Annotated in this window: 12 protein-coding genes and 2 tRNA genes; 12 read left to right on the forward strand and 2 right to left on the reverse strand. The window is 60.5% G+C overall.

Features of this window, described 5'->3' with window-relative positions:
- Window positions 1-66: 66 nt before the first annotated feature.
- The 3 genes from AC0IPL_RS21180 (at window position 67) to AC0IPL_RS21190 (ending at window position 1,912) form a co-directional block, all read left to right on the forward strand.
- Window positions 67-345 carry a hypothetical protein gene (locus tag AC0IPL_RS21180; RefSeq protein ID WP_474277134.1) on the forward strand — a complete coding sequence of 93 codons (279 nt, stop codon included), beginning with the start codon at window positions 67-69 and terminating at the stop codon, window positions 343-345.
- Window positions 346-682: 337 nt separating this feature from the next.
- Window positions 683-862, forward strand: a complete 180-nt coding sequence (locus tag AC0IPL_RS21185; protein WP_474277136.1) for a hypothetical protein — start codon at window positions 683-685, stop codon at window positions 860-862.
- Window positions 863-865: 3 nt separating this feature from the next.
- Window positions 866-1,912 carry a hypothetical protein gene (locus AC0IPL_RS21190; protein WP_474277138.1) on the forward strand — a complete coding sequence of 349 codons (1,047 nt, stop codon included), beginning with the start codon at window positions 866-868 and terminating at the stop codon, window positions 1,910-1,912.
- Between the two features lie 191 nt (window positions 1,913-2,103).
- On the opposite strand, the gene AC0IPL_RS21195 is transcribed toward AC0IPL_RS21190, so the two are convergent.
- Window positions 2,104-3,423, reverse strand: a complete 1,320-nt coding sequence (locus AC0IPL_RS21195) for an ATP-binding protein (protein ID WP_474277140.1) — start codon at window positions 3,421-3,423, stop codon at window positions 2,104-2,106.
- An 84-nt stretch (window positions 3,424-3,507) separates the two neighbouring features.
- Here AC0IPL_RS21195 and AC0IPL_RS21200 point away from each other — a divergent pair, with 84 nt between their 5' ends.
- From AC0IPL_RS21200 to AC0IPL_RS21230, 7 genes are all read left to right on the forward strand, one after another.
- Entirely contained in the window at window positions 3,508-4,425 is a 918-nt protein-coding gene (locus tag AC0IPL_RS21200; protein ID WP_474277142.1) for an MBL fold metallo-hydrolase, read from the forward strand.
- Window positions 4,426-4,495: 70 nt separating this feature from the next.
- Window positions 4,496-4,570, forward strand: a tRNA-Asn gene (locus AC0IPL_RS21205).
- A 312-nt stretch (window positions 4,571-4,882) separates the two neighbouring features.
- Window positions 4,883-4,957, forward strand: a tRNA-Asn gene (locus tag AC0IPL_RS21210).
- 118 nt (window positions 4,958-5,075) lie between these two features.
- Window positions 5,076-7,091, forward strand: a complete 2,016-nt coding sequence (locus AC0IPL_RS21215; RefSeq protein WP_474277144.1) for a tyrosine-type recombinase/integrase — start codon at window positions 5,076-5,078, stop codon at window positions 7,089-7,091.
- Window positions 7,092-7,457: 366 nt separating this feature from the next.
- On the forward strand, window positions 7,458-8,234 hold the full coding sequence (locus tag AC0IPL_RS21220; protein WP_474277146.1) for a hypothetical protein: 777 nt from the start codon (window positions 7,458-7,460) through the stop codon (window positions 8,232-8,234).
- Between the two features lie 281 nt (window positions 8,235-8,515).
- Complete coding sequence (locus tag AC0IPL_RS21225) at window positions 8,516-9,316, forward strand: hypothetical protein (protein ID WP_474277148.1); 801 nt, start codon at window positions 8,516-8,518, stop codon at window positions 9,314-9,316.
- Window positions 9,313-9,708: a hypothetical protein gene (locus AC0IPL_RS21230; RefSeq protein ID WP_474277150.1), complete on the forward strand. Its 396-nt coding sequence runs from the start codon at window positions 9,313-9,315 to the stop codon at window positions 9,706-9,708. The genes AC0IPL_RS21225 and AC0IPL_RS21230 overlap by 4 nt, the downstream gene beginning before the upstream one ends.
- Window positions 9,709-9,724: 16 nt before the next feature.
- Here AC0IPL_RS21230 and AC0IPL_RS21235 read toward each other — a convergent pair whose 3' ends face one another.
- Window positions 9,725-10,162 (reverse strand): hypothetical protein, encoded by a 438-nt coding sequence (locus tag AC0IPL_RS21235; protein ID WP_474277152.1) that lies wholly within the window; start codon window positions 10,160-10,162, stop codon window positions 9,725-9,727.
- Between the two features lie 242 nt (window positions 10,163-10,404).
- Here AC0IPL_RS21235 and AC0IPL_RS21240 point away from each other — a divergent pair, with 242 nt between their 5' ends.
- Window positions 10,405-11,292 carry a tyrosine-type recombinase/integrase gene (locus tag AC0IPL_RS21240; protein ID WP_474277154.1) on the forward strand — a complete coding sequence of 296 codons (888 nt, stop codon included), beginning with the start codon at window positions 10,405-10,407 and terminating at the stop codon, window positions 11,290-11,292.
- Between the two features lie 12 nt (window positions 11,293-11,304).
- Entirely contained in the window at window positions 11,305-12,498 is a 1,194-nt protein-coding gene (locus AC0IPL_RS21245) for an IS91 family transposase (protein ID WP_474277156.1), read from the forward strand.
- The last annotated feature ends 312 nt before the right edge of the window (window positions 12,499-12,810 follow it).

Here is a 12,810-nt window from a genome sequence, read left to right on the forward strand (position 1 = left end):
GCGCGGCATACAGGCCAACACTCACACTACCGCGCCGCGCCCCATGATCCGAAGAAAGGCAGACTGATGATCGCCGCAGCAAAGCCCCGCTTTGAAGACATGCCGCCCTCCACGCAGGCTGGCATTCTGTGCAACGACCCACGGTTCCAAACATTTGCCGCGGTGCGAAGCGGCTATCCCGGCGGTCAGTTCATCGCCAGCGCGACGGCCGAGTACGTGCGCCTGATCTGCGGCGCGAACAGCCGGGGCGCGCTGAATACCAACCCGGCCGCAGCGGAGCGCTTTGCAGCACTGCGGACCGAGTTCGACGCCTACACCGGCAAAATCTCCACCCCACGCCAATAGACGGAACACCCATGCCTTTGCCCGTTGAAACCCACGTCCGTGTACCGCCTACAGTTACACAAACGACATGCAGAACGCCCCGCAACCCTACTAACAAGGTTGAGCTTTTTGGGTTAACGGCGCTGTGGCTCCATTTCGCGGACGAGCTCGAATTACGCCGCCTCGCGAAACTGCACATACGCATACAGCAAAGGCAGCGCGCCTTGCGCGACCTGAACGAAGAGCGCCGCCAAATCATGCGCCGCTGCACCCGACGGATGCGCCGAGCACAGGGGAAGAACTGATTTCTCTCTTTGCGCCGCAATCGAGGCGCAATGGCGGAAACCAGGAGGCAAACATGGCAGCAACCACCTTCACAGAAGCTCAAGTACGCCGCGCAATCAAAGGCGCGCAGGCCGCTGGCCTGCCTATCGGTGTCGTAGAAATTTCAAAGACCGGCGCCATCCGCATCATTCCGCAATTTGACAGGACTTCGCGATGCGGCGACGATGCCAAGCCGGAAAGTTGGGACGATTGAGCCATGGATATCAAGCTGCCTTATGTCAGCGTCGAGCGCTTGCCGAGCGGCAACACGCGTTACCGCTTTCAGCGAAACGGCATCAAGAAAACCATCAAAGGCAAACCTGGCTCTGCTGAGTTCATGGCAAACTACGAGGCCATCCGCGACGGCATCGAGGAACCCACCCAAGCTCCGGCCTTGAAAGGGTCTGTTGCATGGCTGACCGGCCTGTTCCTAAAAGACATGGAAATGCGGGTTGAGGCCAAACTGGTCAGCCCCCTCACCCTCAAGGGGCACAAGCACCACTTGGGGCGCCTGGTTGAAGCCTACGGCCGCAAAGACGCATACATGCCGCGCGGGAAGCTGGTGCAGTTTCTGGACCAATTCTCGGCCACACCAGGCGCTCGGGACAACCTGCGCAAGTCCATCTCTGCGATGTATGAATGGGCATTGGACCGGGAACACCTAAACCCGAACGGCTACCAAAACCCCGCGAAGACAATCAAGCGCATCAACACCAAAACCAAAGGGTTCTACACCTGCACGATCGAGGATGTGCGCGCCTACATGAAGCACCATGCCTCCGGAACAATGGCGCGGCGGGTTATGATTGTCGAACTCTGCACTGCCGCTAGGCGCGAGGATCTGCGCCTTCTTGGCCCTTTCAATGAGTTCAAACTGGAAGGTCAGCGCTGGCTGCGCTGGACACAATCAAAGAAGCCAAATCGCACGGTTGAAATCCCCATGATGCCGATGCTCCAGGAAGAGGTGAAGGACGTGAAGGACGGCGTCTACATCAGGACCGCGAAGGGAACCCCCTATACCCACGGCTCACTTGGCAACTATGTACGCCGCTGGTTTGACGACGCAGGCGTTCAAGGTTCGCTGCACGGCGTCCGCAAGGGCCTGTCCTCCATCCTGCCTCACCTCGGCGCAACCAGCTATGAAATCGACGTGCTTCTGGGGCACGAAATGGGCAGCGATGAAACCAAGGTTTACGTTGCCGAAGCAGAGCGTAAAGCGCTGGCACTGAGCCTCGGCGCTAAGCTGCAGCAGGTCAAATGGTGAACACATTCCACCCCACGTCAGATTTCAGATTACCCCACACTCATTTTTTTCTTTACTTTTCAACACACTAACCCAAAAGTTGAAGCCCTGCCGGGCCTACCATATCCCTAGCCCCCCTCCCGCACCCACTCGCCCCTGCTGCCACCCCGCCAGCACAGCCCGGCTGACGCGCAAACTTGCGCGCAGGACCGTTACCGGGCGATCACGATGTCGGCCTGCAATCCACCCAGATCCATGCTTTCGCCCAGCCGCAGGGTGCCGCCGTGGGCGCGGGCGGTGTCGGCGACAATCGCCAGCCCCAGCCCCACCCCGGACCCAAGATCCTGATTGCGGGCCGGATCCAAACGGGTGAAGGGACGCATCGCATCACCGCGCTGCTCTGCCGGGATGCCGGGGCCGTCGTCCTCCACCCGGATACGCATCGACCGTTCGGTCAGCGCCAGCGACACCCTGGCCTGCGAGCCATAGCGCACCGCGTTGGAAATCAGGTTCTCCACCGCGCGGCGCATCGGCTGGCGGCGCAGCATGACGTCGCCCTCGCCCGAGACCTGCGCCAGAACCACCTGCTTCTCCTGACGCTGCCAATCTGCCACAATTTCCTCGACGAACGTGCGCGGATCCACCGTCTCCGGCTCGCTGACAGCGGCGCCACGCGAGAAGTCCAGAAACGCATCCAGCAGCGCCTGCATTTCCGCCACGTCCCGCAGCATCGGGGCGGCGTCTTCCGGCTCCAGCAGGGCCAGTTCCAGCTTCATCCGGGTCAGGGGTGTGCGCAGATCATGGCTGACCCCCGACAGCATCAGCGTGCGCTGTTCGATCTGGCGTTCGATCCGCGCCCGCATATCCAGAAACGCGCTACCGGCGGCGCGGACCTCGAGCGCGCCCGCGGGGGCATACGGCACCGCCCTCCCCCGGCCAAAGGCTTCGGCCGCATTGGCCAGCCGCTTGATCGGGCGCAGCTGATTTCGCATGTAGAGAAAGGAGATCAGCATCATCACCAAGCCAAACAGCAGCATCGTCACGATCAGCTGATGCGGCGCGGCGGCTGTCAGGCGGCGTCGGTCAAGCCCGAGTTCGACCGGACCATGTGCGGTTCTGAAATAGACCCGCACCCGATGCCCGGGCAGGAAATGCGCTGCCAGAAAGGCGGGATAGGCCTTGCTCATCTCGTCGCGCACCACCCGACCGGAAAACTCCGTCAGACTGAAGACATCTTCGGGCGGCGGCGCCGCGGGGGAGAGGAACTGCAACTGCATATTCAGTGGATGAAGCACCGGTGAGGCATTCGCCAGAGCGGTAGCGCGGTCCGGCGCGGCATCGATGATCTGCTGCAACAGCCGCATCTCGCGCAGTACGGTGGCCGTCATCTGCACAGTCACATCCTCAAGGTCGCGTTTGATGAACACCACCGAGACCACGATCTGAAGCGCCACAACCGGCACCACCAGGATCAACGCCGCACGAGCATAGAGACTGCGCGGCACATATCGTTTGAGCCATTGGAAAAACATGGTCGGAGCCTATAGGGTGCCGGAAAAATAGAAAAGCCGATCCGGCAGCACTTCCCCAAGATCACCAGCAGCAGGACCAGAACGATGCAGGCAGCAGACGATTTCAACCCGCCCGCGGGCAAGGCTGAAACACTGGAACCCGGCCTGCGCCGCATTCTCGCGCCGAACCCCTCGCCGATGACCTATCGCGGCACCAACACCTACTTGCTCGGCACCACCGACCTGGCCGTGATCGATCCGGGGCCCCTGTCAGACAGCCACCTGGAAGCGATCCTGACCGCCGTGCAACCCGGGCAGAGGATCAGCCATATCATCGTCACCCACAGCCACCTCGATCACTCCCCCCTTGCCGCGCCGCTGTCGCAGCACTGCGGCGCACCGGTGTTGGGGTTTGGTGGCCCCGACGCTGGGCGCAGTGCCGCGATGGCCCAGCTGGCCGCCGCAGGTCTGGCCGGCGGCGGTGAAGGCATCGACACGGCCTTTCGCCCGGACATCACGGTGGCGGACGGGGCGCTCATCCAGGGGGCCGACTGGACGCTCGAAGTGATTCACACCCCCGGCCATCTGGGCAATCACATCGCTCTGGGTTGGAAGGATGCCTGTTTCACCGCCGATCACGTGATGGGCTGGGCCAGTTCGCTGGTGTCGCCACCGGATGGGGATCTGACGGACTTCATGACCTCCTGCCGTCGCCTTCGCGCGGGTGCGTGGCGCGTGTTCCACCCCGGCCACGGCGCCCCGGTTCGCGATCCCGCTGCCCGCCTCGACTGGCTGATTCAGCACCGCTTGGCCCGCGAGGCCGCGATTATGTCTGCTCTCTCAAAGGCGCCGGCCAGCGCCGCGGAGCTGGCCCGCCAGATCTACACTGACACGCCAGCGGCGCTGTTGAAAGCCGCAGAACGCAATGTTTTTGCGCATCTCGTCGACCTTACTGGCCGCATGCTGACAGCCCCTCAGGGCGCCCTGACAGCCACCGCAGTTTTTCAGCGCAAGGGCGACTGATTTTTTCTGAAAAAACTTGCCCACCCCCTCTGGACGCCCCAGCGCGAGACCGCTATACGGCACAGACCGTTCCGGCGTAGCTCAGCGGTAGAGCAGTTGACTGTTAATCAATTGGTCGTAGGTTCGATCCCTACCGCCGGAGCCAATTTTATCACCTCACATCAGGCGAATAGCCTTTGCGTGGCCTCCTCGCACCGGATCTCTGGGATTGCGTGCCACCCCCTGTCTGTCCGCCTCTGGCACCGCAGCCAGGGCAGACCGAAACCATCCCCTTTCCGTCATCGCCGGGACGCCCTGCCATCTGCGTTTCTTCTGGAGTTGCCGTGTCGAAAACCTGCTGATTTCTGACGCTGACCTCCCGGCTCGCACCCGCGGCGGCTCCGCGAAAAAAATCTTGGTACGAGCTGAATTTTCCTCTGGACGTCAGAGAATGATACTCCTATATCACGCCTCACATTCCGGCGTAGCTCAGCGGTAGAGCAGTTGACTGTTAATCAATTGGTCGTAGGTTCGATCCCTACCGCCGGAGCCAACTCCCAAATAAGGGATTGGAAATAAACGATAAAGCGCTCCACTCGGGGCGCTTTTGTCGTTCTGGGCACATTCTCTGTCACATCCGATTACACAAACCCCTCGCGGGAGTCGGAGCCTTGAGAAGACCACCAACCTGCCTGCATCTGGAGCGCCGTCCTTCGTCGTTCTACTGGCGGCGCCGCCTCCCCCAAGCCTTTTCTAAGCACCAATCAAACCCGTTCCTGGCTTTCTCGCTCCGGACTCACGTGCTTCGCGAGGCCGAGGTGCTGGCCCGTCGCCTAACGTGGCTCAGCACCTGTGCCTTCGACTACGCGAAGGGTGCGACGAACATGGAAACTGGGTTGATGCAACGGCTGCTGTCCGAAATGGTGCGATTTGAGATCGCGGCCTCCGGTCATGCGCGTGCCGTAGCGCCGGAACGGACCCGCGTAGAAGCACAATTGGCCCTCCAGCGTGAGCAGGCTTTGCAGGAGACCCTGCGCGATGCGCTGTTCCTGGGCAATCGAGAGGTCGCACGCGCGCCTCTGCGTGCGGCCGCCGAGCGCCTGGGGGTCCAGATCGAAGAACACACCAACGACTGGATGGCTCTGGCCTATGAGGCCACGCGCGTGTTGCTGGATCTCAGCATGGAGCGCGCGCGCCGTGAACAGGGCTTCTATTCCGCACCCAGCCCGTTCTTTCAGGCCGCCATGGCAAGTGAAACCACGTCCGCACCCGTGGCGCATCATGCCCTGCCGATGGCCCCTGCCACACCGGTGACCCCGGCACCTGCTATGACCGTCCCTGCCCCGATTGAGGTTCCCAGACCCTCAGAAGTGCAGCCCCCTGCAACAGCAATTGCTGCCCCGCCAGCGGCGAAACCCGCGAAGAAGGTAGCCATCACACTTTCTGAGGCGTTCGAAGAATATGGGGCGGTCCGGTCCCAGGGCAAAGCTGGTAAAGAGATCGAAGAAATCTCGATCCCGAAAAAAGCCTTGTCCTACAAGCGCAATTCACTGGCGAACTTGCGGTCCACCGCAAAGCTGCTTGTCGCTATCCTCGGAGACAAGCCGGTTTCGGAATTGAAGAAGGCAGACTTCACGGAGGCATTTTCGATCCTCCAAAGAGTGCCCGTAAATCACGGAAAATCATCGACTGAGACCCGCTCGATCCTTAAAATTGTCCAGGAAACCGACCTAAAAGAGCAGGCAAACAAAGCCCGCGTTCGCGCAGAACTGGAAAAAGCGGGGGCGAGTAAGGGCAACATCGAAGCTGCGGAGCATCAGGAGAGCATCGCAAGGCTGCGCGTCAACACCATCTATCGGCACATGCAGGACACTCAGCGCGTTCTTCGGTATCTGATTGCCCATGGCTACTTGACTGAAAACTTCATGAAGGGTGTGATCTGGCCCAAAAGTGAGCTTGAACGTCTCGAAATTCTCCAAGAGGACAATAGCCGCAAAATCTGGGGCGATGAGCTGCCGAAGCTGTTCCGGACACCGGTCTTCCAAGGTCAAACCGCAGATATCGGTGATCCAATGTTCTGGGCGCCGCTCATTTCGGTCCATCATTCGTTGCGAGAAGAAGAGGCGTTGCAGCTGCGGGATAAAGACGTTGCATGTGAGAACGGTATCCACTTCTTTGACATCAAAGTCGGCGCACCATGGCAGCGACTGAAGTCGAAGGCTGCGACGCGTCGCATTCCCATCCACCCCAACTTGATTGCTCTCGGTTTCTTGGATTTTGTCGCGATGCGCCGTCGTGAGGGTGAAGATCGCTTGTTCCCGCATCTCACGCGCGGCAAAAACCGGCAGACGCTCTCAGAGAACTTCACCAAGGACTTCACCCGCTACCGCAAAGCGCACGGCGTCTACGACAAGCGGATCGACTTCCACAGTTTCCGCACGCAATTCAACGTGGAGCTGATCAAGGCCCGCACCGATAGCGAACTGCGGCACATCTTGATGGGCCATGAGATGGAAACTGTTAATCTCAAACACTACGGCGGCGATGGCCATGATCTGGCATACCTGCAGGAGGTCATCCAGCGCGTAGAGATCGACGTTTCGATGATCCAGAGCCCGTTTGCTGGAGGACAGACGGTGAATGTGTCTGACTTGCAGGCCATGCGCCAACGCCTGCATGTAATTTGAGCTTTAAGATATTCTTTGCACAGGAAATGTCTGCGGTAGCCACATGCAAAACGATGGCAAAATTGGTGCGAGCAGGGGAACCTGTTTGGCCAAAAACACACCTAAAGAACTGTCATTTCTCGATTTCTCGATTTCAGAGTTCAAAAGGTTCCACACCAAATCTTCTATTTATTTCAGGAGCTTAAAACGCCGCACCTGACATATGTGCGGGCATTCGTTGTCATTTGACGGGAAATCGCGACACAGCTGCGGGAGAGTTTCTCGGGAGCACGGGTAACTTTGCGCATACGCGGAAATTTTGCTGCCGACGTTTTCCGTTTGCGCCGCGATGACCCCATCTTCTTTCCGTCACGAAAGGAGAACAAATTGCACTACACGCACACTAAATTTCGGATCTCTGCCGACGTCGCAGAGTTCATCAAACTGGCCGGATTTTCGGCAAACACCGCCAAGCTCCTCTTTGCGCTGATCTTCTTGCAAAATCAGACCGAAGATGGGTGGCCTGGGATCGATGAGCAGCACGACCAGGAGGTTCACTTTGCCCTCGTAACGCAACTCCGCGAACTTGGATTGCCGTCCAAAACTCGATCAAGTCTCTTTCTGCGCAAACCAGTTGCAGAACTTGCAGCTAATCCAGTCGTCTTCGACCACATCGAAATCGGGCCAACCGGTCGGTATTTGACCTGGCGGTTCTCGGCGTGCTTCTTCGCGATGATGGCAGATATGGAGGTCTACGGTCTGATTGACGCCAGCGAGATCGGTTTGTGCCAAGGAAAATTTGGTGGTGCACTCCTCGCGCAGATTCCGCTGCACCGGAAGAAGCGGATGCCACAATTTCGCTTGATCGATCCCCAAGCGAGCTTTGACCTCAAACCGAGCGATTTACTGCCAAACCTGGTCCCCAGCCAGTTAAAACGTCGCCTGCTCCCCCAACTGCAAAAATGGGCCGATGTAGGCAAGATCACCTTCGCCGTGCTGCTTGTCCAAGAAGGCTCGCTCCCGGGCTACACCGATGTTGTGATCAGGATGCGCCACAAAGAAACCGAGTGGCCTGAAGGCCGCTTCATAAAGCGGTCGCCGTCTGCGCGGATTTGGACAGTATCTCCTACAGCGATTGCCCCGCCTGAAAATAGCGAAGCTTAGCCCCCGGCAGGCCCGCCTTTTTCCTCAGGAAAAAGGGTTAGCGGGTTAACCCCTTTTTTTTGAAAGGGGTAACTATTCCCTACCTCCCTGACATGAGCAAGAGCGACGAAAAAGCCGGGCGCGTAGGCGCTGTTCGGCAGAAGGCAATTGGGTTCCCGGATCTGGCGAACATGGAGCGACACGGGAAGCGTGAAGATGCAAGCGGGCAGCAAAGACGCGTCCGGAACGTAGACCCTCTCGTTTATGGCACCCTGGACCTCACCGAGGCGCGGAGAGAGCACATGGAGGGGGTCAAGCAATCTGGGCGGTGTGCATGTATTCATGCGCTCGTGCAATTTCCTACGGGCCTCCTGGACGGCTCTGACGAAGCGCATCAGCGGGTTATGCTTCACAACGCTGTTGAATTCTTGAACCGCTACCATGGGGGCGACGCGGTCTTCGCTGCCCGCCTCGACCGTGACGAAAGAGGCAGGCACACCGTCGATGCCTTTCTCCTCCCCCGCTACGATTTTCATTACAAGGACGGGCGCAGGGTAAAAAAGGCCAGCGTTAGCAAGTTCTCGAAAGCGCATGCCATGCGGCGATTTGGGCGCGATGACCGCCGTTCGCAAGGATCGGCGCTCCAAGATGCCTTCTTTGAGCATTTGAGAGACGACATGCGCCTCCAAGGCGTCATGCCTCCCGAGCGCAAGAAATCGACCACGAAAGACCGTGTGGAACCGGAAGTTTTCGGACTTCGGAAGGACCGCCAAGAGCTGCATGAAACCTCTCGGAGGCTGGTGAAGGCGGACCGGGTGGCACGGCAGCGCATCAAGGACCAGAAGGCGGAGATCGAGGCCAAGGCGCGTCGAATAGCAATGAAGGAGGCGGCCCTCACATCCGGGCAGAAGAAGCTGGCGGCTGAACGATCGGCATACGAGGAGGCTTCAGCGAAGCGCTCATCAGCTTTGGATCAGAGAGAAGCGGCGGTCAGGCGTGATGCGAAGACGGTGCGCAACGTGCGCATCCTGAGCGTTCAAGGGGTATCCCGTTCCCTCAACCGCATTTTGGACGGGGCATTTGAAAGCCAGGAGGAGAGATGAACGTCACGAAGAAATTCATGAAGGAACTGGAAGACCGGGACTATAGCGACTTGGAGGTCCCGGAGCACCTTGTCCATTTTGTCAAATGGCGAGATCGCCTGGCCTACTATTCCCTGCAGCTTCGCCCGTTCTTCTATCAGGAGCCATGGGATTTGCCGGTTGAAGTGGAGGGCCGAAGATATACCCCGGCTAATCTCACCACATTGCGCGGGCACGGCATGTCGCCGGTGGACTTCTACAACCTTTTGACTGACATCGAAGTTGCATTGATCGAGGCCGCAGCGAGGCGTGGAATCTCCCTGCGCAGACGCGGCAGGGTTGATGATGACGGACATACGGGCGCTCACCCTCAGCGGCAGAAACCTGGGGACGATTACGCCCTGGGAGGATAGCCCAAGGCGCAAGCGATCACCGCCAAAACCGCCACCAGGACCGCGCCCTCAGGCGCCGGACTTCCGCCTCTGCTGCCTCTGCCCTTGATCTCTCGAACGCGGCCATTTGCTCGGCCTCCTCTGCGCGGAGGCGAAGGGCCTCGATCTCGGCAGCAATATTCTCCTGTCCGCCGATTTCGTCCGCCAAAATGGCAACACTCCGGTGCAGCCAATCTTTCTTGTAGCCTGCCTCTTTCTTCCGCTGAGTATAAGCACGCTGCCGCTCCTTGCTGGTTTTGGGTTGGTCCTCGTCGGTATCGTTACTGACCTTCGGCGGCAGCAGATCCTTGGCGTTCAACGTGAACACCCCGCCCGACAGCTTCATACGGGCTTCGGTTATTTCGATCTTGGTCAGCCTGCCAGCGTGAATCGCGGCTTCGATTTCTGGGTCAATGTTGAAGATTTGCGCGGTCATGGTTGGGTCTCCGTTAGTCTAACGCGTTTGACTAACGGGAGATGGGGCCAGACTGCTCATTTCAAAAAATCTGGGCGTGTCGGAAAATTGTCTTGGCGGCCCTTGCGGCCCAAGGACGAAGCCGCTCGCGCGGCAATGGCGCCCGTGGCTGGCGTTCGGGACTGATCGCCATCCTGTGCATTTGGGAATGTGGGCAGCTGCCTGACGATTGAGGCCTCTCAATCGACAGACAGGAGGTTCCCATGACCGAGGAGAGGATTTCGCCGCTGCGGGCGCGGATGATCGAGGACATGCGCATCCGGGGGATGGGCGAGAAGGCCCAGAAGTCCCATATCAGAGCCATAAAGGATTTCGCCCAATTCCTTGGGCATTCGCCGGATACCGCCACCCCGGAGGAGTTGCGCGCCTACCAGCTGCACATGACCGACACCGGGGTCACGGCCAGCACGTTCAACGTGCGGATCGTGGCGCTGCGGTTCTTCTTCGGGATGACCTGCGGGCGCGAGAACATGAAGCGCTACATGCAGTTCCGCACCCAGCCGCGGAAGTTGCCCGTGGTGTTCAGCGTCGAGGAGGTGTCCGACATCCTGATGGCGGCACCCGGGCCCGGTCTGAAGTATCGCGCGGCGCTCAGCATCTCCTATGGTGCGGGGCTCCGGGCTGCCGAGGTCTGCAATCTCAAGATCGGTGACATCGACAGCGATCGCATGCTGATCCATGTCGAGCAGGGCAAGGGGCGGAAGGATCGCAAGGTCATGCTGTCCCCGGGCTTGCTGAACCTGTTGCGTGACTGGTGGCGTGAGGCGCGTCCAGAAGGCTGGCTGTTCCCGGGCAAGCCGAAGATCAATCCGATCTCGCCTCGGCAATTGAACCGGGCCTTTACCTCGGCCAAGCACATGGCCGGGATCAGCAAGCCGGCGACGCTGCACACGCTCAGGCACAGCTTTGCGACGCATCTGCTCGAGGCTAACACGGACGTCCGCGTGATCCAGGTCCTGCTGGGCCACGCCAAGCTCACGACGACGGCGCAATACACGCATGTCGCGACCAAGACGATCCGCGACACCGTCAGCCCCTACGAGATGCTGGCCAAGCTGCAGGACCAGACCGTGAAGCGAAGTCTGGAGTGACCGGGCGCCGGGGTGCCCCGGCCCAAGCTGGAGATCGCTGACATCTTTCGCGCCCATGGTCCTGCGTGGCGACAGGTCAATGCCGGGCATGTCAGCCTGACACAGCTCAAGGTGATGTCGGCGATAGAAGCCTGCCGGACCGAGGCGCTCGGCGGGCATGTGGCCGGGTGCGCCAAGTGCGGCCACCACCACATCGCCTACAATTCCTGCAAGAACCGGCACTGCCCGAAGTGCCAGGGGCCGGCGGCGCGCGACTGGATGGCCGCGCGCGCCGAGGACCTGCTGCCCGTGGAGTATTTCCACGTGGTCTTCACCCTCCCGGCGGAGATCGCGCAGATCGCCTACTGGAACACGAGGGCCGTCTATGGCCTGCTATTCCGGGCGTCCGCGGAAACGGTGATGACAATCGCCGCCGATCCCAAGCGCCTCGGCGCCAGGATCGGCATGACCAGTGTCCTGCACACCTGGGGGTCAGCACTGACGCATCACCCCCACATCCACATGATCGTGCCGGGCGGAGGCCTGTCACCGGATGGCACCCGGTGGGTCGCCTGCAAGCCCGGGTTCTTCCTGCACGTGCGAGTTCTGTCGCGCCTCTTCCGGCGCCTGTTTCTCGATGGGCTGCTGGCCCTGCATCGCGCCAAGGAGCTGGACTTCTACGGTGATCTCGAACGCCTCGAGGACCTGGATGCCTTTACCGCCTGGCTCGCGCCATTCCGCAAATCCGAATGGGTCGTCTACGCCAAACCGCCCTTCGGCGGCCCCGAGGCCGTGCTCGCCTACCTGAGCCGCTACACCCACCGAGTGGCCATCTCCAACCATCGCCTGATCAGCGCCGACGCCGAGACTGTGGCGTTCCGCTGGAAGGACTACCGCGTCAAATCCGGCGATCGACAAAGGGTCATGCGCCTGGCCACGCCCGAGTTCATCCGCCGTTTCCTGATGCACGTCCTGCCCGGGGGCTTTCACCGCATCCGGCACTACGGCCTGCTGGCTGGCGCGACACGCAAGGCCACCATCGCCCGCATCCGCGATCTCCTCCGGCAGCGGCCGCCCGAACTGGAAGCACAGGAACCAGCGGAGCCTGAGCCGCTCACCCTGCGCGAGCCGTGCCCGTGCTGCGGTGGCCCGATGCGCATCGTCGAGGTCTTCCGTCGCGGCCAGAAACCGATGTCGCGCGCACCACCGCGGGAGCAGGCCGCATGACGAACCGCCCGTCACTACCACGAACAACACTCCGGTTCTCACGCCCGTTCCGGACTGCCCCTGGCTTGCCTCACGCGGTCCAGCGCCCGCGAACCGCCGGTGAAATGCGGCGCCCGAGACCGAATATGATCACCAACGCAGATCCGGGCTCCCTTGGAGGCCGTCGACATCCTTCGAGCCGTCAGTCACGCTCAACCGTCTCTGGAAACCTCAGCTCACTTTCCCCATAGACAGCGCCTGGCAACCGCGGCTTCCACCTTGGGAGGATTTCCAACGCGGGCCGACGACGGACCACGCCGCACCGTTGCACCA

It is taken from the genome of Leisingera sp. SA32, from assembly GCF_056033425.1.